Genomic DNA, 23,953 nt, shown 5'->3' with positions numbered 1-23,953 from the left:
TGCTGGGTGATGGCTTGGTGTCGGGGGGCGGGCGGGGCGGGAAGGGCCGGGCCCGCAGGGCAGGCCTGCCCTCCTCCCCCGCAGCGGGCATCCGTGCCGCGGGCATCCGTGCCGCGGGTGTCCGTGCCGCGCGCGGGCGTGCTGCGGGTGTCCGTGCCGCGCGCGGGCGTGCTGCGGGTGTCCGTGCCGCGCGCGGGCGTGCGGCACGGGCGCCGCACAGTCGTCCAACGGCCGTGGCAGCGGCGGGACTTGCGCGGCGGGCGGGCGGGTGCCCGCCCGCCACGCCCGCTCCCCCGCCCCCGCCGTTGGGGGGTTCAGGCGGTGTCGGTCAGGTCGTGTTGGAGCTGGCGGGACAGGGCGATGCGCTGCACCTTGAGGGTGGCGGTGCGCGGCAGTTGGGCCTGGGGAAGGTGGACGGGGTCGGCCAGCTGGGGGAAGTCGGTGACGGCGGCGCGCCAGCGGGCGGGGTCCAGGGGGGCGTCGTCGGTGGTGCAGATGACGGGGGTGGGCCGGTCCTGGGGGCCGGGCACCACGACCAGTTCGCTCAGTTCGGGCAGGCGGCCAAGGACGACGTCCTCGACCTCCAGGGAGCTGCGGACGCCTTCGATCATGTCGACTTCCCGGTCGAGCATGTGCAGGCAGCCCAGTCTGGTGCGGTAGCCGACGTCGCCGGTGCGCCACCAGGCGCCGTTGCGGTTGGCGTCGTAGCGGTCCTGTTCGGCGTAGTAGGTCTTGGCCAGGCCGGGCCAGGCGACCTCGATGAAGCCGGGGTTCTTGGCGGAGGGCGGCTGTCCGTCGCGGCTGACCACGCGGACCTTCGCGGCGCCGTAGGGCATCGCCCAGCCCACGCAGCGTCCGTTGGCCTTGTGGGCGGAGGTGCGGAAGTAGGCGCGGCCCACCGCCGGGCCGACCTCGCTCTGGCCGTAGATCTGGAAGAACAGGGCGCCGGGCCGGTCGGAGGAGTGCAGCAGCCGGCTCATGGTGCGCGGGTGGATGGCGTCGAAGGTGCTGCTGAAGACCTTCACCGAGGCGAAGGGCCGGCGCGGGTCGCCGGCGAGGTCTTCCCAGTCCATCAGGGAGTTGGGCAGGGCCTCGACGAAGCCGGGCCGGTGGGCCAGGAAGTGGTCGGCGACGCTGTCGGGGTCGGAGTCGTTCAACAGCAGGATCGGCAGCTGTTTCAGCAGGGCCAGGGACATGGCCGCGACCATCCGCGAGTGCACGAAGGGGATGTGGATCGCGACGGTGTCCTTCTTGCGCATCAAAGCGAGCAGGCGCCACTGGGGCACCAGGCGGATGCCCTGGGTGCGGGGGGTGTGCACGACGAGTTTGGGCAGTCCGGTGGTGCCGGAGGTGTGGGTGATGACCGCGGCCTCGTCGATGGGCCGCACCACCGGGGTGACGCGCGGGGCGTGGGCCAGGTCGGCCAGGGACTGGGTGCCCTCCCGCTCCCCGGCCGCGATCAGGACACGGCGGGTGAGGCCGGGCAGGTCTTCCTTGGCCAGGCCGGCGTCGAGTTTCGCGGTGTCGGTGAGCAGGGTGGGCTGATCCAGGCGGGCCATCAGGGCGGCGATGGTCGCGGCGTCCAGGGCGGGCGAGAGCATCACCGGGACGGCGCCGATGCGTGAGGCGGCGGCGCCCAGCATCCAGATGTCGGCGTTGGCGCTCTTGTGGATGACGATGCGTTCGTCGGGGCGTACCCCGGCCGCGGCGAGCCGGGCCGCCAGGTCGTCCACGGCGTCGGCGAACTGCGCGACCGTCAGGCGGCGCCCGGTGCGCGGCAGGACGTCCAGGTCGTGGTCGAGGGTGATCGGCACCGACCCGTTGGCGGCGGCGGCCATCTGGGGCAGCAGGCCCAGGTGCAGACCGCGTCTTTGGATCGAGGTGTAGAGCGTGGAGCCCTTCATCGGGGCTGTCTCCTTTGCGGGTCACGGGGGCGGGCGGGCCGTCCGGCCCGGTGGCCCGCCCGGTTCGGGGGCGGTGCGCCCGGTTCCGGGGCGGTGCGCCCGGTTCCGGGGCGGTGCGCCCGGCGGGCGGCGCGGGTTCCAGGGCGGTGGGCCGGGCGGGAAGGGGCGGGTTTCGGGGCGGCGGGGCCGCGCGGGAAGGGGCGGTACGCCAGGTGGGGCGGCGCGGGAACCAAGAGCGGCAGGACGGCGGGACGGCGCGGGCCCCCCGGCCCCGGGTGGTGAACAGGTGGGGCGGCGCGGGTTCCAGGACGGTCGGGGCCGCGCGGGTTCCAGGACGGCGGGGCCGTGCGGGTTTTAGGGGGGTCGGGCGGGTGGCCTCACAATGTGCGGGGCTGTGTCGTCGGACCCGGTGAGGCGGACGGGACGGCCACCGCCGCGGCAGGGCCCCACCGGCCCGCCCGGCGCGGTCGGCCCTCCCGGGGCCGCCTCACGGCGTCCCCGGGGGCGCCCCCTCGGACCGGTGTGTGCCACCGGCCGTGCCCCCGGGTCCCGCCCACCTGTCACCGGGCGGGCCCGCGCGGTTTTGACCGAGGCCGCGCGGGCCCGTCCGGGCACCACCGTGCCGCCCGGGGCCCGCTGCCCGAACCCGGCGGTCCGACCCGGCGGCCCGGGAGTGTGACGGTGCACCAGCAGCAGACGGACGGAAGACAGACCGACCGGCAGACAGACCGACAGACAGGCCGGCAGAGCGACGGACGGAAGGCGGGCGGACGGGCTTGCGATGCACTGCACTGCACTGCGATGCCGTACGGCGCGGTCCGGCGCCGGCCCCACACCCCCGTCCGGTGTCCCTAGAGGGCGGTGCGGCCGGCTTTGAGGGCGGCGGTCGTGTCGACGACGCGGCGGGCCTGGTGGCGGGCGGCTTGCAGGGCCACCTCGCCCGGGGCGCCGTCGCCGGCCACGTGCGAGGTGCCGTACGGGTTGCCGGACTGGAACTGGATGGGGTCGGTGTAGCCGGGGGGCACGATGATGCCGCCCCAGTGGTAGAAGGTGTTGGACAGCGCCAGGATGGTGGACTCCTGGCCGCCGTGGGCGGTGTTGCTGGCGGTGAACGCGGAGAACACCTTGCCCGCGATCTTGCCCTCGAACCAGAGCGGGCCGGTGGTGTCGATGAAGGCCCGCAGCTGGCTTGCGGGGTTCCCGAACCGGCTGGGCGTGCCGAAGATGACCGCGTCCGCCCAGGCCAGGTCGTCGTGGGTGGCCTCGGCGATGTCGGTGGTGGCCTCGCGGTGCTGCACCCAGGCCGGGTTGGCGTTGATCGCCACCTCCGGAGCGGTCTCGGCCACCTTGCGCAGCCGCACCACCGCACCGGCCTTCTCCGCGCCCTGGGCGATGGCCTGGGCCAGGGCGTGCACGGTGCCGGTGGCGCTGTAGTAGATGACGGCGACGTTCACAGGTTCCACGGCGTATTTCCTTCGTTGAGGGCGTGTTCAGGTGCGCATTCACGGGCGCGGGCGCGTGCCGGACGCCGGCCCGGCCGGGTGCGTGCTCAGGTCCCCGGGTGCGCGGGCGCGGGTCAGCGGACGGACGCCGGCGGACCAGCGTCAGCGGACGGACGCCGGCGGACCAGGGTCAGCGGACGGACGCCGGCGGACGCGGGTCAGTGGTGGGCGGGGTCAGCGGGCGATGACCAGGGTGGCGGGCGGTGCGGCGTGGAAGGAGACGTCGCTGAAGCCGGCCTTGGTGAGCCAGGCGTGGTAGTCGGCGCGCCGCCAGGTGCCGCCCTGCTTGGACTTCAGGAGCATTTCGGAGGCGAACAGCAGCGGGAAGGCCGGTCCGGCCCGGTCGTCGTCGACGACGTAGTCGACCACGAGCAGCGCGCCGCCGGGCTTGAGGGCGTCCTTGAGGCGGGTGAAGACGGCGATGTTGTCCTCGGGGCCTTCTTGGTGGGCGATGTGCGAGTAGAGCGCGATGTCGTAGGCGCCGGTGCCGAAGTCGGTGGTGTGGAAGTCGCCGTCGATGCAGGTGAACCGGCCGGCCAGGCCGCGTTCGGCCAGCAGGCGGCGGGCGATGGCGTTGATGGGTTCCCAGTCGAGCTGGGTGGCGCGGGCGGCGGGGTTGCGTTCGAGCCAGGTGGCGGAGTAGATGCCGGAGCCGCCGCCCACGTCCAGGATGGATATCTCTCCCGCCTGCGAAAGGTGCAGCACGTCGGCGGCGACGGCGGCCGCGGGCACCGACTGGGCGGCGATGGCGGGCACCACCTGGCCCCAGTGCGGGTTGTCGGCCACTTCCACCGCGGCGTCGGTGACCGGGCCGCCGGCGCGGACCACCTCGGGCAGCGCGGTCAGGTTGCCCATGTGGGTCAGTTTGAGGCGGGCCAGGGCGGACAGGTCGGCGGGCCGGCCGGCGACCAGGTACTGGGAGGCGGCGGCGGTGTTGCGGTAGCGGCCTTCTTCCAGGGTGATGAGGCCGATGCTGACCAGGCCGTCCAGCAGGGTCTGGGCGCCGCGTTCGCTGATGTGGGCGCGGTCGGCCAGCTGGGCGGCGCTGTCGGCGCCGTTCTCCAGGTGGGTGAACAGGTCGTGGGCGGCGGCGGCGCCCAGGATGCCGGTGGACCAGTAGCCGTTGATCAGACGCAGGATGGTGTCCGGGCTGGGCTGGCTGGGCTGGCTGGGCTGGTTGTCGCTCATGCGGTTCCTCCCCGGCCCGCGGGGGCCGCGTGGGTGCGCAGTGCGCTGCGCAGGACGGTGACGACGCGCTCGATCTGGCCGGTGGTGAGCTCGGCGTGCATGGGGATGGCCAGGTGGCGGGCGAACAGGTCGGCCGAGACGGGGCAGGCCTGCTTGCCGGCGAAGATTGGCTGCAGGTGGCTGGCCCAGGTGCCGTGGCCGCAGCCGATGCCCTGGCCGCGCAGGTCGGCCGCGAGCGCGGCCCGGTCCACCCGCGGGTTAAGGGCCACCAGGTAGGACTGCCAGGCGTGGGTGCGGTCGGCGGGTACCTGGGGCAGGCTCAGCAGTTCCTCGTCGGCCAGGAGTTCGGCGTACTGGGCGGCGACCTGGGTGCGGCGGGCCAGCAGTTCCTCGATCCGGCCCAGCTGCACCTGCAGGATCGCCGCGGCGATGTCGGAGAGTTTGAAGTTGTAGCCGACCTCGGTGAACTCCGGGATGGGCAGGCCCACGATCTTGGACTGGTCGAAGATGGAGCCGATGCCGAAGGAGGAGCGCAGCCGCGCGTCGGCGGTCAGGGCCTCGTCGGTGGCCAGCAGGGCGCCGCCCTCGCCGCAGCTGGCGCCCTTGCGGCCGTGGAAGGACAGGCAGGAGACGGGGGCCAGCGCGCCGGCCGGGCGGCCCTGGTAGGTGGCGCCAACCGCGCAGGCGGCGTCCTCGATGAGGAACAGGCCGTGGCGCTGGGCCAGTTCGTTCAGTTCGCGGTAGTCGGCGGGCAGGCCCACGGTGTCCACCGCGATGATGCCGGTGGTGCGCGGGGTGATGAGGTCGGCGACCGCCTGCACGTCCAGGGTGTGGGTGTCGGGGCGTATGTCGGCGAAGACGGGCACGGCGTCCAGGTAGCGCACCGCGTGGGCGGGGGCGGGGAAGGTGTAGTCGGCGACGATGACCTCGTCCCCGCGCTGCACGCCCAGCGCCAGCAGCGCCAGGTGCAGGGCGGCCCCGCAGTTGCTGACGGCGACCGCGTCCATGCCGTAGCGGCCGGCGAGCTGGGCCTCCAGGGCCTTGCCGCGGGGGCCCTGGCCGGCCGGCCAGCCGGAGGCGAACACCTCGGCGACGGCGGCCAGTTCCTGCTCGCCCAGGCTGGCGTGGACCAGGGGGACGGCGGTGTTCACGGCGCTCACTTCTCCCCCTCCACACCAACACCAGCACCAGCACCGGCACCGGCACCGGCACCGGCGGCGCCGGCGGCAGCGCGGGCGGAGGCGGGGGCGTCTTCGGAAACGGGGGCGGGGACATTTTCGGGAACGGTGGCGGGGGGCTGGTAGCGCAAGGGGGTCAGTTCCTCGACGTCGTAGCGTTTGCGCATCTCCTCCACCGCGGCGGGATCCACCGTGGTGCCGCGCGCCCAGATCTCGGCGATCTCCTCGAAGTAGTGCTCGTGATCGGGCGAGGGGTAGCTCTGGAAGAGCATCTTGACCGGTTTGTCGGTGGCGTTGCGGAACGCGTGCGGGGTGCCGGGCGGCACGAACATGCAGCCGCCCTCGGCGGCCCTGATGACCCGCTCACCGCTGGCCGAACGCCAGTGGTGCCAGGTGTCCCCGGTCCGCTCGGTCGGCTCGAAACACATCAGGTCCAGCTCACCCTCCAGGACGTAGAAGAACTCCTGGGACTCGTGGTGGACATGCGCGCCGACATCGAAGCCGGGCGGCACGACCACCTCGAAAATGGAGATGGACGAGCCCTGCGCCTGAGTGGCCTTGAAGGTCACTTCCTGCGCCGGAGTGATCAGCTTGCGCCCCTGGCCGGGCGGAACGATCAGGCCAGTCATATGGTCGGTTTCCTTCTTCTCGTACGGACATCACACCTGCGACAGGCATCCGGGCACCGCACCACGGGGCACGCGCGAGGGGCGGGTGTCACCGCGCCACCGGTACGCGTGGGTGGTGGACGGGTGCCGGGCTGCTGCTGTCGCCTCAGCCGGCGGCGGGCGGGGCGGGCGGGGTGTCGCTGCTCCAGCGGCCCAGCGCCATCTCGGCGGTGATGCCCGGCCCGAACCCGGCGATCAGTCCGGTGGCGTCGGGCATCGGGGTGTCCTCCTCGAACAGGCGCAGCGCGGCGTCCAGGACGACGGCGCTGGCGATGTTGCCGTACTCGGTCAGCGTGGACCAGCTGTGGCGGAACACCTTGCGGTCCACGTCCAGGAACTTGGCCAGGTCGTTCAGGATGCGCGGGCCGCCGGCGTGGACGATGTAGAAGTCGAGGTTGGAGGCGTCCCAGCGGTGCCCGGCGGCGAACTCGCGCAGGACCGGCGCCAGCGGCTCCATGGTGCCCGGCACCCGCCGGTCCAGCTGGAAGTGGAAGCCGGTGTCACGCACCGCGTAGGAGATCCAGTCCTCGGTGTGGGGGATGAGGTAGGAGGAGTTGACCTCCAGCTCGATACCGGTCCCGCCCCGGCCGCGGACCACCGCGGCCGCGACCGCGTCACCGAACAGGCCGTCGGAGAGCAGCGAGCCGATGTCGTCCATGTCGGGCTGGTAGCACAGCGAGCACAGCTCGCAGGAGACGATCAGGACGTTGCTGCCGGGGTGGGCCAGGCAGAAGTCGTGGGCCCGGTTGATGGCGGCGCCGCCGGCCGCGCAGCCCAGCTGCGCGATGGGGATCTGGCGGGTGTCGGAGCGAAAGCCCAGCTGGTTGATGAGCCAGGCCGTCAGCGAGGGCATGAGGAACCCGGTGCACGACACGTAGATGATCGCGTCGATGTCGCGGGCGGTGAGCTGGGCGTTGGCCAGGGCCTCCTCGACGACTTCGGGGGTGCGCTTTTTCGACTCGGCCTCGTAGATACGGTTGCGTTCGGTCAGGCCGGGGTGTTTGAGGGTCTGCTCGATGGGCTGCACGATATGCCGCTTCTGCACCCCGGTGTTGCGGATCAGTCGAAGTGCCAGGGGCAGCTGCGGCTTTCCGGCATGGACCCGCTCGGCAAATTCCAGCGTCTCTTCCGCCGTGATGATGTATTCCGGTACACGCACTGACGGCTTGCATAGCCTCGGCATATCGGGAATCCACTTTCTCTAGAGTCTGCCTTCTGCACGTGACAAGGCTTGTCCGCACTCCCGGTGCCACCCCGAAAAAAAAGGGGGGGCGGCGGCAAGGGCAGCTGTGACGGCCAGGACCGCGCCGCCTTCGCCGGCCCCGGACCCCGCACTCCCCGGCAGTGCGGGAGACGGCGCCCGGCCACCGGGGAAGGCGGCACGAGAAAAACAACCAGGCCCAACCAGGCCCACAAGGCCCGCATACGGCCAGGCCCCCACAGGCCCCGGCACACGGCCGGGCCCAAGGGGCCGTCTTACGGCCGGGCCCCAAGAGGCCGGTACACGGCCGGGCACGGGGCTCCGCAGTACGGGCCGGGCCCCGGGGGGCGTCTTACGGCTGGCCCCGAGGGGCGGTCTTGCGGCCGGGCCCGAGAGACCGGCACACGGCCGGACGCGGGGGCCCGCTGTACGGACTGGGCCCAAGAGACCGGCATACGAGCCAGGGCCCGGGGACCGCCTTACGGGTGAAGCCGAGGGACCGTTTACGGCTGGACCCGAGAGACCGGCATACGGCCGGCCGCAGGCGGCCGCTTCACGGCCCGGGCTCCGGTGACAGCCCCACGGCTGAGCCCCAAGCGCCGTCTTACGGCCGGGTCTGAGGGACCGTTTACGACCGGGCCCAAGTAGCTGGCGTATGGCCGGGCGGAACACAGGCCATGGCTGGGTGGGGTTCGGGGTACGGGTCGGCGGGGCATGCGTGATGGCTGGGCGGGGTACGGGTTACCGCAGGGTGGGGCATGGCGTACGGCCTGGCAGGGCATGCCTGGCCGCCTGGAGCATAGGGCGGGCCGGACCGCTGGGACCGGCCGGCCACTGGGCGGTGCCCCCTTGCGGCCCGACCGCTTGCGCAGTGCAACTGGCCACCGGACCAAGGGCAGCCGGGCGGGCACCGCTCGTGGTGTGCGCTTGACCACGTGCGGCCTGCGTCTGCCGCTGGACGGAGGCCGCCCATGACTTACGGCACGGATGCTGCAACTGGCCGCCGTGCCGGGCGGAGACCGCTCGTGGCTTCCGGCTTGCCCGCTCGCGGCTGGCCACTGGGCGGCGGTTGCTCACGACTTGCGGCACGAGCGCTGGAACCGCCCGCTGGGCGCGGGCCGCTCGCGGCTTGCCCCTGACCGCTCGCGGTCTGCGACCGGCCCCAGGGCGGCGGCCGCTCACCGCTTGTGGCGTGGGCACTGGAGCCGCCCGCTGAGGGCGGATTGCGGCGGGGTGCTGGCCGCTCGCGGCTTGCGCTTCGCCTGCGGCCTGCGGCTGGCTCCTGGACGGCCGCCGCTGGGGTGGGGCCCGCTCATGGCTTGCGACATGGGCCCTTACGACCTGCCATTGGCACGGATTACGGCCGGGCCCCGAGAAGCCCGACGGCGTGCGGTGGAGAACCGGACGGGGTAAAAGCTGATGGCGTGCGGCGGGACGGGGACTTGCACCTCGCGGCCCACCGCCCACCGGCCCCGGGCCGGGCTGCGCGCACAACTAGCGGCAATACCTGTCCAGTTACCCGGCCGGACGGGCCGACGGCCACGGATCGCGGACGGTGCGCTGCGGGCCGAACAGAGCTTCTCCTCCCCCACCATCCCTGTCCGGCGCCCGCGCCCGGGGCCCTTGCCAGGACCGGCCGGACCGGCCACCTGAGGAGAAAAAAGGGGGGAACGGTGGGCGATGCCGGGCGCACCGGCCCCCACCCCGCACTCCCCACATAGGGAGCGCACCCGTCAACGCCCTTGAAGAACCACCTCGGTTACCCGCATACGCCGCCAGAGCCCACCACCCCGCCCCCCGCCCCCGCCCCAGGGCTTCCTGCCGGATTGCCGCAGAAAGAAGAGACACAAATTCCCGCCGCAGGGCCCGCACACCGATGCCGCCGGACGTCCCGGCACACGGACAGCGCAATACGGAAGGGGAAGAACACGGCCGCAGGGGGCGGGGATTGGGCATGGCCCGCAGATAAGGGCGGCGGATACGACACTCGACCCACCGCCTCAGAACCGGCTTTGGGCAGGGAAGTCGTGCAGAAATAGTGACACGGATGACGTCCGCACACCAAGGGACTCCGAAAGTGACGTAGGTCACGGCCCGAAGCGCCCGGGTGCACACCCCGAGGCCCCCGGCCGAACGCCGCCCCGCGGAGCCCCCACCTCCGCATCTGCCGCCCGCCACACGCGAGTTACCACCCAGGGCAGGCCCGGGACCGGGGGTAGCCCCAAAGGCCGCGGCCTGAAGGAAGCGGTGTGCCCGACGGCCCCGGACCGCGGCGGAGAAGGGATGCCCCCGGCGCGCCCCGGGGGCTGCGGGCCCGCCCGGGGCCCGGGAGGGCTCAACACCGCCCGCACACCGGGACCTTGCGGCCCGGCAGCCCTCCGGTGGGGGGCAGCGCCCGCCGCGCGCCGGGGGTGGGCGGGCAGCTCGGTGCCGCCCGGGCCCCGGGGAGGCCGGCCCGCAAGGGCAAGCCCCTCCCCCGCCCGGCCCGGGCCGGGCGGGCGCCGCGGGCCTAACCGGCCGGGCCCCTCCCGGCGCGGGGGGCCTTTACGGTTTGTGGGTCACCCACAACAGTTCCGCCGGCCAGCGGTGCGCCCAGTCGGGCGGATCGGTTTCGTTGTAGCCGTTGGGTGTCCCGGGGTCGGGCCGCGGCTCGATGAGGTCGTCGATGATGAGACCCGCGCCGCGCAGGACCCTGACCCAGTCGCCGTAGGTGAGCTGATAGCTGCTCGCGCCGTCGCCTTCGTCGATGGTGTGCAGCCCGAAGTAGTCCTGCCGCAGCGCCGTGGTCACACGGCGGGCGGCCTGGTCGTAACACGCCTCGAACCAGGGGCTGGCGACGTTGAACACCAGGCGCCCGCCCGGGCGCAGCACCCGGGCGGCCTGCGGGACGGCCAGGTGCGGGGGTGCCCAGCTGAGCCCGCCGAAGTCGCAGAACACCACATCGAAGGTGCCGGCGGCGAAGGGCAGCTGTTCGGCGGCGCCCTGCACCAGCCGACAGCGGGCCGCTCCCCTCGCCCGCGCGGCGGCGGCGAGTTGGGCTTCGGACAGGTCGAGGCCGACCACCTCGGCGCCCTCGGCGGCGAGCGCCCTGGACCACTGGCCGGCGCCGCAGCCCACCTCCAGGACCCGCCGGCCGGCGACCTCACCCAGGGCGTGCAGGCGGGCATCGGGAATGGAATACATGCCCCACAGCCGGGGCGCGGCACCGATCTGCCGGTCATGCGCATGCTGGTAGGCGCTGCTGATCCGATTCCACAGCCGCCGGTTGGCGGGAATGCTGTCCACCCACCGACTCCAGCACCCCCCACCGGAAACGGTCAACACAAATACGCACCGGCCGGCCCCGCCCCCGGCCCGGCCCGGCCCGTACCCCGCCGCACGCGCCCCGGACCCAACCCCCACCACCAGCCAGCCAGGCAGGCGGGCGGGCAGTGCAGATACCGGCGCAGACACCACCCAAGACATACAGCCGCTCCCCCCACGCGCCCTGCCACCGGCCGTGCGACCCCGACGACACAGCCGGGCAGAACCCGGGCGGAACAGGGCCGGGCAGGATTCGGGCAGCGCAGAACAGGGCGGAACCCGGGTGCAGCAGGGGGGCAGGCGATGCGGGTGGAGCAGGACAGGGCGGAGCCTGAGTCGGGGGGCAGGGCCAGGCGGCGCGAGGCTGGTCACAGGGGGGTCGCGGGTGACCGACTCGGCGCCACGGCGGGCCAGTTGCCGCACCTGCCGGCTGCCCCGGCCAAGTGCGGCACGCACCTGACAGCGGCCCCCGGCCGGCTAAAGCAGGACAGCGCGGGGTGAGATCCGGACCGAGCAGGGCCACCGAGCCAGCGAGCAGGGCGGTACGGGGTTCGGGCGGGGCAGGCCAGGCGGCGCGGAGTGGGTCACAGGACGCGGATGGCCCGCCCGTCGGGCCGGCGGGCCCGCTGCAGCACCCGCCGACTCTCACAACCGAGTACGGCGTGCACCTGACGGCGGGCCCCGGCCGGCCGGAACAGGTTGGTGCGGCATGGACCCGGGCGCAGCAGGAGGGTACGGAGCGAGGCCGGACGGAACAGGGACAGACGCAGCAGGTGAAGCAGAGTGGAGCAGGGCGACAAGGCCAGGGGCGGGGGTGGGTGTGGGTCACAGGACGCGGATGGCCGACTCGGCGTCACGGCAGGCCAGTTGCCGCACCTGCCGGCTGTCACGGCCAAGTGCGGCACGCACCCGACAGCGCGGGCCGGCCAGCGTCATGCCGGGCAGCCAGGAACTGCTCGATCGTCTTCTCGCGCCTCGACGTGGCCGCCCACCTGCCACCGGTCCGGTCAGCGGCAGGCGGCCTGGGCGGCGTGGAGGTGCCGGCTTCGGCGGTGCGCCCGCGCGGTAACCGGCCGGCACACGCCCGGTGCGGGCCGGTTACCGAAGCAGACAGGCACACCACCGCCTCGCCGTCCTCGCACCCTGCCCGAGCACCTCGAATGTCCTGGCCACCACGCCACACCCACCCCCCGGCTCCCGCACCCGCACCCGCACCCGCACCCGCAGCAGGCTTCCGCACATCCGCGACCGGCGGCGGAATGGGAGCAGCGTCGGCCAGGCCCGGCCACATGGGCAGTTGTGCCCGCCCCCGCCGGAGCGACGGGCCCCGCACGGAAGAGTCGGGGCACCGGACGGACGCGGATGGCCCGCCCGTCGGGCCGGCGGGCCCGCTGCAGCATCCGCCGACTCTCACAACCGAGTACGGCGTGCACCTGACGGCGGGCCCCGGTCGGCTGGAACAGGTTGGTGCGGCATGGACCCGGGCGGAGCAGGAGGGTACGGAGTGAGGCCGGACGGAACAGGGACAGACGCATCGGGGGAGGCAGAGTGGAGCAGGGCGACGGGGCCCGGGCAGCCAGGGGCGGGGGTGGGTGTGGGTTACAGGACGCGGATGGCCGACTCGGCGTGTCGGCGGACCAGTTGCAGCATCTGCCGGCTGTCACGGCCGAGTTCCGCGCGCACCTGACGGCGGGCTCCAGCCAGCGTCGCCCCGGCGCCCAGGACCTGCTCGACTGCGTCCTCCCGCACGATGACGTGGTGCTGGGAAACCACGGTGACACCCTTCTCATCGGGCAGAACCGACCACTCACCGCAGTGCGCGGCCAGCAGCGGACGCGGCACCGTCGCCTTGTGCACGATGCGCCCGGCATGCGGGAAACAGATACGAATCCCCGCCACCGTCACCCCCTCCCCCACCCCCGCCCCAGCACCGGGGTGAGTGCCGGCATCAGCACCCGGGCCGGGGTGGGCGCCGGCATCGGGGCCGGGGACGGGGTGGGCGTCGGCATCGGGGCCGAGGCCGTCGTCGCCGGGGCTCTCGAGGCCGGCTCCGTCGGGGGCGGGACCGCCCCCGAGCCCCCCGAGCCCGTCGGGGCCCGGACGCGGGCCCTGGGGGGCGGCCAGCTCCAGGGCGGCCTTCTGGATCCCGGGCTGGGGCACCTCCACCGTGGCCCGGCGCACATACGGCACCTGCCCGGGCCAGTCCGCCACGTCATAAAGAAACCCATACACCAGCTCGGCGGGCCCCTTGATACGCACCGTCTCGGCAAACGACAGCGCCAACTCCTCCAGCCGCGCCCACCGCTCGGCCAAAAACTGCAGACTGCGCAGCGCCGAACGGCTGTTGTCGGCCGTCACCTCCGCAAGCCACACCGCATCCTGGGGCCGCTCCCGCGCAGCGGTGAACTCATGCTCCAACACCAGCCGGCACCGCCCGCCCTGAAGCGCCCGCACCTGCCACCGCCCCGTCATCGACGTGGCCGGCGCCATCAACGGACCCTGCCGAAAGGTGATACACCGCCGGGCCGCATCCTGCACCCGGTGCGAAACCCACGACACCACCCGCCCATCGGCCAGCGACCACACCCGCAACCGCTCATGGACCCCGTCGAAATCCAGCCGCTGCGCATACACCGTGCGCGGCAGATACAACGGCCACCGCTCAGGATCCGCAATCAGCGCATACACCACCGACACAGGCGCAGCCACCTCCACGGAATGCGTCACCCGCTGCACACCCTCACCAGACACCAAACCCCCACCCCCCTCTCTCCCACTCCAACCACACCCAACTACCCCACCCCCACACCACACCGGCCCCCACCCCGGCCCGCACCACCCCCAACCCCCACAAGCAGCACCCGACCGGGCCACCCCACACCACCACACCCCAACCCCACCGCCCTACCGGACACACCGCACCAGCCAGGACCCGACCCCAGACCCACCCCACCGACCATGCCGCATCCCGGACGAACCAGGCCAACACCCAAGCACCGCCCACAAAAAGGCCAAACACCCTACGGCGCGAGCCGAACACAGACCCCAACCCGCCACCCGCACCGGAACCAGCACCCACCCCGCACCGGGCCGGGCCGGGCCGTGAGGCGGGGAACCCGTCCGTGACAGACCCCTGCCACCCGGGGGCCACCCTCAAGACCTGCCCGCACTCCCGCCACCCGCCCGACTCCCAGAACCTGCCCAGGCATTGCGGAACCTGCCTGACTTGCGAAACCTGCCCGACTTGCGGGCCGGCACCCGCACATCACAGACCGGCGCCCCCGGAAAGGACCACGCACAGGACACAGGGACCCGGAAGAGCCAAGAGAGCACTGGCCGCAAGTATGTCCGCACCCACTCGATCCACACCCGCACACAACTCGAGCCCACCCACACCCACAGCCAGCAACAACCAGCACAAACCCACACCCCCCGCCCCCGCACCGCACCACCAGCACACCGGACACAGACCCACTACAGCGCCCCGATGCGGCGCCCTGCGATGCAGCGCCCCGGGAGTCCTGCACTGAGCCTCCGCCAACGCACAACCACAAGCCGAAAACCTGCTGCGACCGCCGATGTAGTGTCCGCCGCCGACCGCAAGACCAGCACGTCCCGCCGCGGTCTGCCCCCTCCCCCTCCGGGCAACCCTCACCCCCTACGGCGACCGCATGCCGGCCATAACGACCGCCACCATGAAAAGAGGGCCCTGCCCCGCACCGGCACAAGAACACCTCAACGACATCGACTCCCCCCACCCGGCATTAACGCCTTGCCCCGGCCCCACTTTCCCGCTCTAAGGTGACCCCACCCAGCGGAGTTTGACGCTGCCGGAACGACCTGAGGTGGCCCCGGGCTCCGGTCAGTCCTGGTCCCACTCACGGGCCCCTATCGGTCCAGGCAGCGGGGGTCGGCCGCCAGGATGTACTGGCTGAGGAGTTCGCGGTTGTGGAAGGCGGAGTGCAAGAGGGCGGCCAGGTCCGTGAGGGCTTTGAGGTCGCTGCTCGAGACAACGAACGTGCCCGCTTCTGATCCGAAGTGGAGGGTGTCCGCACTGTCGGGCATGCCGGAACTGACCAGTGACTCGGCCAGCCCCTCCCAGGCATGACCATGGCTCTCGGCGTTGTGCTCCTCGAAGACGTCGGCGACTTGTTCCATGTCGCCGTCGAAAAGACAGAGGCAGTAGGAGGGGTCCGGCTCGCCGGTTTCGTCCAGGTGGAACGGGGCCAGGGCTGCTGGATCGAGCATGAGGTGATCGTAGGTGCGCGCGACTTGCTTCAGACCGGGTGGTTCCTCAGGCTGAGCGGGCGGTGGTCTTCGCTGTCCTGGCTTTGGTCTGGGTCAGTCGGTAGGGACTCGGCGCCGGTCTCGACGATGGCGCCGTTGACGGTGAGCCGGTCAACGATGGCAGCGCAGAGCCGCGGGTCGGTGCAAGTCTTGGTCCAACCCCCGCACGACTCGCTGGAAGCGAGCGCAACGCTGCTCTTCTCCTCCCTCTCGGTCAGAACCTGGAACAGCATCTCGACGCACCACCGGTCGGCTTCGAGACAGCCCGGCTCGTCCATGCAGAGAAGGTCGACGCGTCCGCAGCGGGCGATCGTCTTCGGCGGACACCATCGCCCTGCAAGGGCGAGCGTCCCGAAGGACCGGCTTCGCCCACCTCAAGAACGGGCGGAACCTGAATCACGCTGCCTACCGATCCCGCCCGCGCCACCCACCTCCCGCGTGCACTGCTCGTTGCGGCGAACCTGGACGTCAACCGCTGAGACAACACCACATGAAGGTCCCGGCGACACCACCTTCGGCAGCCGGCCTCTGGCCAAGAACCTCGAGCGCGGCTTTGACTTGCTCGAACACGGCAACGGCAGTGAAGGGACACGGACGTGCGCGCACGGGGCATCAACTACGACACAGGGTTCCTCCCCGGGGAAGAACTCTCCCGCAAGAGCTTCACCCCGGAAACGGTCCGGCACGACATGGCGGCGATTGCCCAAGATCTCCACTGTGACGCCGTGCGTATCTCCGGGCGAGAGCCTGAACGGCTGAGCATCGCCGCACAACACGCCGCAGACGCCGGCCTTGAGGTCTGGTTCGCCCCCTTTCCCGTGGACCTCCCCCACGACCAGCTGCTCCCGTTCTTTACCGACTGCGCCGCCCGGGCCGAGACCGTCCGAAAGGCCGGCGCCGACGTGGTGTTCGTCGCCGGCTGCGAGATCAGCGCGTTCTGCGGCGGATTCCTCCCCGGCGACACCTACGGCGACCGCCTGCGGGCCATGGCCGCCGCCGACATGCAATGGTGGTCCTCCCTTAGACCGGTGCAAGAACGCCTCAACGACGCCCTCTCCCAGATCACCGCGAGTGCCCGGACGCACTTCGGCGGGCAGATCACCTACGCCTCGGCTCCCTGGGAGTCCGTCGACTGGGGCGCGTTCGACCTCATCGGCATCGACGCCTACCGGGCCGCCCACAACACCGCCAGCTTCCGGAACGAACTGCGTGCCCACCTCGCCCACGGCAAACCCCTCGCAGTGACCGAATACGGAACCTGCGCCTACCAGGACGCGGGAGAACACGGCGGCATGGCCTGGCAGGTGCCCCACGACGCGATCCCGGACGAAGACGAGCAAACCCGCTACCTCACCGAACTACTGGACATCTTCGAGGACGAAGGCGTCGACACCGCGCTCTGGTTCACCTTCGCCGCATACAGCAGACCCGGAAAACACGACCTCGGCTCCTACGGCGTCGTCCGGATACTCGACGAGGAGCGCTGGGAACCGAAAAAGGTATTCCACACAATGGCAGCCAGATGCCAACACGGCTGACACACCACAACCACCAACCCCCTGACAACACCCGCCCCACAGCAACCGACCAACCACCACACCAAGGCGCGGGAGGCGGGGTGGGTGCGGGGTGGGTGCGGGGTGCGGGGTGACGGACGACCCACTGCACAGACCACCGCCCACAACCAGCATGAGCACCCCAAACGACCGACACACCAGCTTCCTGCCCAGCACCTCTAAGAGGGCGGTTCGTGAGTCATTGAGTGGATCTGCTGTCGCCTAATGGTGTGGCGTCAGGGCGGAATCTACCGGTCCGCGGGGGGTGACCTGGTGATGTGACCGGGTGAGTGAACGCAAGCCATACCCGAGTGACTTATCGGACGAGCAATGGTCATTGATCGAGCCGGTGATCACTGCGTGGAAGGGCCAGCACCGCTCGGTCAGCAGCCACCAGGGCGCCTACGACATGCGGGAGATTGTGAACGCGATCCTCTACCAGGGGCGGACCGGCTGCCAGCGGGCCTATCTCCCGCACGACCTGCCGCAGAAGAGCGCGACCTACTACTACTTCGCCGCCTGGCGGGACGACAGGACCGACCAGGTCATCCATGAACTCCTGCGCTGCCAGGTCCGCGAACGCGCCCGCCGATTAGAGGACCCGACCCTGGTAATTCTGGACACACAAAGTGCCCACGTGGCCGCCGGAGTCCCTGCCTCCACGAGTGGCCACGATCCGGCCAAGCGGGTGCCCGGCCGCAAGCGCGGACTGGCCGTAGATGTCCTCGGCCTGGTCATCGCGGTCGTCGTCCTCACCGCAGACGCCCACGACAACGCCGCGGGCGTCGTCCTGCTGGACCAGGTCGCCGAGCACGCCGGTGGCACCGTCCACAAAGCCCTTGCCGATCAGGGCTTCAAGAACCAGGTCGTCGCACACGGCGCCAGCCTAGGCATCGACGTCGAGATCGTCGCACGTAACCCACAGGTCAAGGGGTTCGTGCCGCAGCCGAAGCGGTGGAGGGTCGAGCAGACCTACGGAACCCTGATACTGCACCGGCGCCTGGTCCGCGACTACGAGCACCGCTCCGACTCCTCCGTCTCCCGCGTCTACTGGGCGATGACCCACGTCATGACCCGACGCCTCACCGGCGCGAACGCCCCCACCTGGCGCGAGACGCAGGCGGTGGCAGGGTGAATATCCAGCCCTTGCTCGACGCCCTGGACCTCCAGGAAGACGCTGCCCGGGCCCTGGCCGACGACCTCCGCGCACAGATCGACAGCCTGCAGAACCAGTTACGGCAGGCGAGACCCAGCTGGAACATCTCGCTATCACCCGCACGACCGTCACCGGCCTCGCCGACCGGCTGCCCACTGCGGTGCCGGACCTGCCCGAGCACCCGGACTACCCGCGCATCCTCGCCGCCTTCAATCATGCGCCCGGACCACTACGGGCCAGGGACGTCTGCCAAACCCTGGGTCACGAACTGCTGCCGAAGAACGTCGAAGGCACCCGCGCCAAGCTGAAACGCCTGGTCAAGCTCGACATCCTCACCGAGATCGACACCGGCAATTTCACGGGAAAGTCATAGCCGGACACCTATGGCCAGCAATCGCTGGCCACGATCCGGTGCGCGTACTGGTCGTCCGGGCCGATGTCTTGGACTACCTTCTGGGCTTCTTGCACCCGACCCGTCTCGCACATCAGTCGAACAAGGACGTACAAGGCGCCACGGTCACCGTCTTCGGCGCGGTCACGCAGCGCCGGCTCCATGCCCCGCTCTCGAAGCGATCTGTTAAGTCTCCGACGCGCATGGCTATCCGTGAGGGCACGCTCCGTAAGCTCTGGAATCCTTTCCGCTCGGGCCAGCAGATCCATGTGCCACAGATGGTTGTCGTGCATGTCTGGATCGTCGGAGAAGCACTCGGCGCGGGCGCTCACCAGCGCGATCGCCACGTCCCATTCTTGAAGCTGTTCCGCCACCCGAGCTCGCTCCAACCAGTCCACAGGCCGAGTATCGCCTGTCGCCCCACCGGACAGCGCCTTCCAAGTAACCGCTGATGAGCGCCCTTCAAGCAAGTCACGGCCAAACGCTCTCAAACCGTCCTCTAAGGTCACGGCGGCCCATCGCCCTACCCCGCAGTGCACATACGCCGCTGCAGGCGCGCCGCAAGGCAAGCGCGCCGCAGTACGCGTGCGCGAGAGACCACCAAGCGCCGCAGGGTGGATCCGCCGTTGCAGGTGCACTGCTACACGCCGCAAGGACAAGCGCACAGCAATGCGTGTGCCACGCCGCAGGGCGGATGCACCGCGGTACGAGAGCGCGCCATACGCTACAGGGCAAGCGCGCCGCCATGCGGGTGCGCCGCAGGGCAGGAGGCACCGCCATGCCCCGCACGGCGGGCGCGGGGGTGCCACTGCACCACCCTGCACCGCAGTGAGGGCGCCCTGCCACACGCCGCAGGACGAGTGCACCGCGAGGCGGGCACCCTGCCACCCGCCGCAGGGCGGACATGCCGCAATGAGTCGCGGTGCGGATGCGCCGCCGTACGAGTCTGCCGCCGCGGGTTCACCACCATGCCTTACAGGGCGGGCGTACTGCCATGGGCAGTACGAATGCGCCGTTGCAGGTGCGCCACAGGGCGGGGACACCGCCATGCCCCGCAGGGCGGGCACGGGGGTGCGGTTGCACCGTCATACGCCGCAGCGAGGGCGATGTACGGGTACACCGCCCTGCGCCGGACAGGTGCACCGCCCCGCGCCGCAGTGCGGGCGCCCTGCACACGCCGCACAACGGGTGTGCCGCAATGCGCCGGCCGTCATACATCGCCGTACGAGTCCGCCGTTGCAGATGCACCACAGCCCGGTGGTGCCGGCGCACCACCCTGCGCCACAGGGCAGGTATGCCGCGATACGGGTGCACCGTCACCGCACTGAGGGCAGTGCGCGGGCACACCCCCCCCCGCGCCGCGGTAGGGGTGCACTGCCCTACGCCCCAGGGCGGGCGGCGGTGCGGGTGTACGGCCCTGCGCCACCGTGCGGGTATGCCGCGATGCGGGTGCACCGTCACCGCAGTGAGGGCGGTGTGCGGGTACACCGCCCTACGCCGCGATGCGGGTACCCCGCGATGTGCGGGTGTGCGGGTGTGCGGTGACCTGGCAGGGTGGGACGGTGGGGGGTCAGGCGGCGTACAGGTCGAAGGTCGAACTGCGCCGCGGACCGGCCACCACATCCAGCTGCGGATCCACCGCCAGCATCGCCTGGTGCAACCGCTGCACCTGCGGCGAGGGCTCCACCCCCAGCCCCTCGATCATCCGAATCCGCAGCCTGCGATAAATCTCCAGAGCCGACGCCTGCCGCCCCGACCGGTACAACGCCACCATCGCCTGCGAATGCAACCCCTCATGCTGCGGATAACGCGCCGTCAACTCCGTCAGCTCCGCGATCAACTCGGAATGCCGGCCCAGCCGCAACTCCGCATCGATCCGCCGCTCCACCGTCCCCAGCCGCGACTCCTCCAGCCGCAACACCTCAATCTCCAGCACCGGCCCGACCCGCACATCCACCAGCGCCGGCTCCCGCCACAACGCCAGCGCCCGACGGAACCGGTCGGCCGCCACCGCATCATCCCCGCCCTCGAACGCAGCCCGGCCCTCCCCCGCCAGCCGCTCATACTGATGCACATCCACACTCTCAGCCGGAATCTGCATCAGATAACCCCCATGCCGGGTCGCCAGCACCTCCTTGGCCATACCCGGAGCATCCGGCCCCAACGCCGTCCCCAAATGCCGACGCAACTGCAAAATATACGTCTGCAACGTCGTCAACGCACTCTGCGGTGGGGCCGTCCCCCACAACTCCTCCATCAACGTCGGCACCGGCAACACCTGCCCCGGATAAAGGGCAAAAAGGGACAGAATCTGCCGCGGCTTACTCGCCGTCGGAACAATCGATCCCCCGTTGACCTCGGCGCACAACGGACCCAGAACCTGAATCTTCATGGGACACCTCCGTACCTCGACGAGAACCCTGCACCCAACCACACCCACACCCGGCCCCGGGCACACCCACAGCACACCCGGCCCCGGACACACCCACACCCGGGCACACCCTCACAACACCCCAACCACCCCCAACCCACCAGCCAAGCAAACAAACTGACGCGACATCAGACCCGCCCCCACACCACGGACAGCACACACCACAGGGCAGAACACACGACCCACGGCACACTCACCCACCAGCCACACACCCCACACCCGCAACACCCCACCCCACCCGCCCGCCGCAAACCTCACAACCAACACACACCAACAACAACAGCAGAGGAAGAAGCAGGGAAAGAAGCAGAGAAAGGAGCACCGACCGCGGAACGAGCAACAACACCCGAAACCGAAACCCGGCCAAAACACCCCCACCACACCACCGGAACCACCGGGACAGCCACCGAAGCCGGGACGACCACACACCCCACCCCAGCACCCGCCCGGCCCCGGTCCCGGCACTGAGCCCGGGAAACCAGGCCGGCACACAAGCCAACAGGAACCCAGTGGAACGGCAAAACCGACCCCCGGACGTCCAGGCCGGTACGGAAGCCACCCACAAAACGACGGGACGGCAGTACCGACAAGCCCGCAAATCCTGCAAAGCCTGCAAGGCGCGAGAAACCCGAACAGCCCCAGAAACCCCAGCAGCGCAAACAGCCCGAAAAACCCCGGCAGCACACACGACCCGAGACGCCCCGGACACGGCACCAAAGACCCGCCGACCCCCGACTACCCACGGACCCTCAGCGCTTCTGCACACGGCATACGGAACGGGACGACCCCCGAACACCACACCAGGGCCATCCGCCATGCGGGAAACCTCAACGACGCCGGAAACACACCGACTTTGGGGCGTCTGAACGGGCCCGGACACCCGGCCGGCAGCCGTCGCCACCCACCGCCCCCACACCCCGACACCCACCACGCGATCCCCCCGACACCGCCACGACAGCCAACCCCCGGGCCGCACCCCGATTCAAATAGATCCCCCCACCCCTGTCAATACAAAACCGCGCAGCTGGTTTCCACCCCCACCACACCCCACCTCAAGCCCCCACCCACCCACCCCCAACCCACCCTCAAGGAGAACAACGCCACAAAAACGCAGGCCACGCAGCCCTCACCCGCGACAGCTATGCGCACCAGCCGCGACACTGTCTCGCCCGTGAAAACAGTCGACATCCGCTGTTTCACTTCCGGACACACCCGTCCTGAACACCCAGCGAACACCGCCAGCCCCGCCCCCTCCACCACGCCCCTACGTCTTGGACCGAGGGGAACAGAAATGCTTCGGGTCGATGGGTCGGGCAGCATGCCGGGGTGGCTGACCTGCTGCGGATGACGTGAGGTCCTTCTTCAGTCCGGACGCGACGGGGGACGTTGCCGGACGCGTGTTCCGAACGCCCCGGTGGAGGACTGGCAGGTGGTCCCCGATCTTGTCGCGAAGAAGTGCTGGAAGTGCCAGCGCTCCGAGGGAAGTCGGGCGCTTTCGATGCCCGGCGCAAAGGCCATGTTGTCCCGCCCGACGGATGTTGAGTTCATCAACCTGCGGTCTGGCCTACTGACGATGTGCTGGCGATCTTCCGTTTCGCAGCGATGACGAAGTCGACTTCGACGTTGACCTGCGCGAGTTGCAGGACCAAGGAAGACTTGATGTGTTGTCGATGGAGTCGCCGGAAGGCAACGATGTTCATCCAGTACTCACCTCCGATGTCGAGGCCCGTCGAGTCGTTCTTCTCGCACAGGTACAGGCCAGGTGACGACTGCAACAGATGGCAGTTCGGCGAGCGGCCCCTCACGGAACATCGCGACCAGCATGTCGGTTTTTCATCAGGCCAGGCGTGCTCAGGCCTGGATGGGGCGCTTGCCCCGGACCGGACGGCCTGGCTTCCTTCACGTCCAGCGACAGCGTTAGTCCGTCGCTATGGGCAGTAGACAGCGATCACATAGCTGTCGGACGGTCCGTCATGAGTGTCGACGGCATTGCTGACCGACCGTGCCGCGTGGGGGTGAGAGCGATTAGCCGGTTCGTCGGCTTCGTTCATCGGTTTCGGTCGGCGTGTCGTAGTAACCGGGCTGTGCCACAAGGACTGAGCTGAAGTAGTAGCCCTGCTCTTCCTACGGTTCATCATCAGCTTCGAAGGGGCGCCAGAGACTTAGCAACAGATCGTGGGCGACGAACGAAGCAGCTTCGTCTGGATCTGCCCGGACTGTGGTGTGCTCACGCATGAGTCTCACGACCTCGCGTGCCGGCAAGGAGAACACGTCCAGACTTCGGAACATGACCCGGTCCGTCGCCGCGGCCGGGCGTCCGAGTTCGATCGCCTTCAGTTGCCCTTGCATGCAGTGAATGCTGATCATCAGCCCGCTCGGGCGGAAGATGTGCTGTCCTGGCCGGTCGGACTCCGACAGCGAGCGGAGGTCGCGGAGCGAGTCCAGGGCGGCGTTGGCCGCTTGCTGAGGCATGCCGATCAGCAAGGGGCCGACTCCAACGGGAGGAGCAAGGTCAAGATCCATGCGGGCATGATGCCAAAGGGCACTGTCAGGAGCGGGTGGACGCCCGCCCCGGCCAGACCTCGACGAGCCAGAGAGACACAGGCAGCAGCAGGCGCTGGTTCGGGGTGCAGGCCAGCCCGCCTTCCTCCGCGGTCACGCGGTGCGGTGCGGTGCGGTGCGGCAGAAGGGTGGGCGCGGCGCGGGAAAGGCGGGCCGCGCGGGTGCGGTGGTGACCGCTACTGCGGAGGGTTGCCGTGCTTGCGCGAGGGCAGGTCGGCGTGCTTGTTGCGGAGCATCGCGAGGGACTTGACGAGGACCTCGCGGGTCTCGGCCGGGTCGATGACGTCGTCGACCAGACCGCGCTCGGCGGCGTAGTAGGGATGCATCAGCTCAGCCTTGTACTCCTTGACCATGCGCGCGCGCATCGCCTCGGGGTCCTCGGCGGCCGCGATCTGCCGCCGGAAGATCACGTTCGCGGCGCCCTCCGCACCCATCACCGCGATCTCGTTGGTCGGCCACGCGTACGTCAGGTCGGCGCCGATGGACTGGCTGTCCATCACGATGTACGCACCGCCGTACGCCTTCCTGAGGATCAGCGAGATCCGCGGGACGGTGGCGTTGCAGTACGCGTACAGCAGCTTGGCGCCGTGGCGGATGATGCCGCCGTGCTCCTGGTCCACGCCCGG

General features: G+C 70.6%; 16 protein-coding genes and 2 pseudogenes. 3 read left to right on the top strand and 15 right to left on the bottom strand.

What is annotated here, in order from left to right:
* Positions 1 to 314 precede the first annotated feature (314 nt).
* The 10 genes and pseudogenes from ACZ4Z4_RS38030 to ACZ4Z4_RS37985 all read right to left on the bottom strand — a co-directional run.
* On the bottom strand, positions 315 to 1,904 hold the full coding sequence (locus ACZ4Z4_RS38030) for an AMP-binding protein (RefSeq protein ID WP_468338394.1): 1,590 nt from the start codon (positions 1,902 to 1,904) through the stop codon (positions 315 to 317).
* An 851-nt stretch (positions 1,905 to 2,755) separates the two neighbouring features.
* The gene (gene wrbA, locus ACZ4Z4_RS38025) at positions 2,756 to 3,367 is read right to left on the bottom strand and encodes an NAD(P)H:quinone oxidoreductase (protein WP_468338391.1); all 612 of its coding nucleotides are present in this window, start codon (positions 3,365 to 3,367) and stop codon (positions 2,756 to 2,758) included.
* 213 nt (positions 3,368 to 3,580) lie between these two features.
* On the bottom strand, positions 3,581 to 4,594 hold the full coding sequence (locus ACZ4Z4_RS38020) for a class I SAM-dependent methyltransferase (protein WP_468338388.1): 1,014 nt from the start codon (positions 4,592 to 4,594) through the stop codon (positions 3,581 to 3,583).
* Entirely contained in the window at positions 4,591 to 5,754 is a 1,164-nt protein-coding gene (locus ACZ4Z4_RS38015; protein WP_468338385.1) for a DegT/DnrJ/EryC1/StrS family aminotransferase, read from the bottom strand. The genes ACZ4Z4_RS38020 and ACZ4Z4_RS38015 overlap by 4 nt, the downstream gene beginning before the upstream one ends.
* Before the next feature lie 128 nt (positions 5,755 to 5,882).
* Positions 5,883 to 6,401, bottom strand: a pseudogene (locus ACZ4Z4_RS38010) (cupin domain-containing protein); the annotation flags it as partial.
* A gap of 145 nt (positions 6,402 to 6,546) precedes the next feature.
* A complete protein-coding gene (locus ACZ4Z4_RS38005) occupies positions 6,547 to 7,623 on the bottom strand; it encodes a type III polyketide synthase (RefSeq protein ID WP_468338382.1) in 1,077 nt (358 codons plus the stop codon).
* Between the two features lie 2,562 nt (positions 7,624 to 10,185).
* Positions 10,186 to 10,926, bottom strand: a complete 741-nt coding sequence (locus ACZ4Z4_RS38000; RefSeq protein ID WP_468338379.1) for a class I SAM-dependent methyltransferase — start codon at positions 10,924 to 10,926, stop codon at positions 10,186 to 10,188.
* Between the two features lie 1,617 nt (positions 10,927 to 12,543).
* Positions 12,544 to 13,671 (bottom strand): aromatase/cyclase, encoded by a 1,128-nt coding sequence (locus tag ACZ4Z4_RS37995; RefSeq protein ID WP_468338376.1) that lies wholly within the window; start codon positions 13,669 to 13,671, stop codon positions 12,544 to 12,546.
* Between the two features lie 1,161 nt (positions 13,672 to 14,832).
* Positions 14,833 to 15,192, bottom strand: coding sequence for an Imm51 family immunity protein (locus ACZ4Z4_RS37990; RefSeq protein WP_468338373.1), 360 nt, complete (start codon positions 15,190 to 15,192; stop codon positions 14,833 to 14,835).
* A 46-nt stretch (positions 15,193 to 15,238) separates the two neighbouring features.
* Positions 15,239 to 15,548 (bottom strand): annotated as a pseudogene (locus ACZ4Z4_RS37985) (ATP-binding protein); the annotation flags it as partial.
* A gap of 279 nt (positions 15,549 to 15,827) precedes the next feature.
* Here ACZ4Z4_RS37985 and ACZ4Z4_RS37980 point away from each other — a divergent pair.
* From ACZ4Z4_RS37980 to ACZ4Z4_RS37970, 3 genes are all read left to right on the top strand, one after another.
* Positions 15,828 to 16,769 (top strand): hypothetical protein, encoded by a 942-nt coding sequence (locus tag ACZ4Z4_RS37980; protein ID WP_468338370.1) that lies wholly within the window; start codon positions 15,828 to 15,830, stop codon positions 16,767 to 16,769.
* A gap of 304 nt (positions 16,770 to 17,073) precedes the next feature.
* Positions 17,074 to 17,922 carry an IS5 family transposase gene (locus ACZ4Z4_RS37975; protein ID WP_468338367.1) on the top strand — a complete coding sequence of 283 codons (849 nt, stop codon included), beginning with the start codon at positions 17,074 to 17,076 and terminating at the stop codon, positions 17,920 to 17,922.
* Positions 17,923 to 18,103: 181 nt separating this feature from the next.
* Positions 18,104 to 18,316, top strand: coding sequence for a hypothetical protein (locus ACZ4Z4_RS37970; RefSeq protein ID WP_468338364.1), 213 nt, complete (start codon positions 18,104 to 18,106; stop codon positions 18,314 to 18,316).
* An 8-nt stretch (positions 18,317 to 18,324) separates the two neighbouring features.
* Here the strand turns inward: ACZ4Z4_RS37970 and ACZ4Z4_RS37965 are convergent, their stop codons facing one another.
* The 5 genes from ACZ4Z4_RS37965 to ACZ4Z4_RS37945 form a co-directional block, all read right to left on the bottom strand.
* Complete coding sequence (locus ACZ4Z4_RS37965; protein WP_468338361.1) at positions 18,325 to 18,732, bottom strand: hypothetical protein; 408 nt, start codon at positions 18,730 to 18,732, stop codon at positions 18,325 to 18,327.
* 1,172 nt (positions 18,733 to 19,904) lie between these two features.
* Positions 19,905 to 20,726 carry an AfsR/SARP family transcriptional regulator gene (locus ACZ4Z4_RS37960; protein WP_468338358.1) on the bottom strand — a complete coding sequence of 274 codons (822 nt, stop codon included), beginning with the start codon at positions 20,724 to 20,726 and terminating at the stop codon, positions 19,905 to 19,907.
* A 1,586-nt stretch (positions 20,727 to 22,312) separates the two neighbouring features.
* Positions 22,313 to 22,465 (bottom strand): hypothetical protein, encoded by a 153-nt coding sequence (locus ACZ4Z4_RS37955; RefSeq protein WP_468338355.1) that lies wholly within the window; start codon positions 22,463 to 22,465, stop codon positions 22,313 to 22,315.
* 424 nt (positions 22,466 to 22,889) lie between these two features.
* Positions 22,890 to 23,288 carry a hypothetical protein gene (locus ACZ4Z4_RS37950; RefSeq protein ID WP_468338352.1) on the bottom strand — a complete coding sequence of 133 codons (399 nt, stop codon included), beginning with the start codon at positions 23,286 to 23,288 and terminating at the stop codon, positions 22,890 to 22,892.
* 215 nt (positions 23,289 to 23,503) lie between these two features.
* A partial coding sequence (locus tag ACZ4Z4_RS37945; RefSeq protein WP_468338349.1) for a carboxyl transferase domain-containing protein occupies positions 23,504 to 23,953 on the bottom strand: 450 nt, incomplete at its 5' end.

The sequence above is a fragment of the Streptomyces sp. NPDC030245 genome, assembly GCF_055572995.1.
Note: the sequence above shows the minus strand (reverse complement) of the source record. Positions and strands in the feature narration are given on the sequence as shown.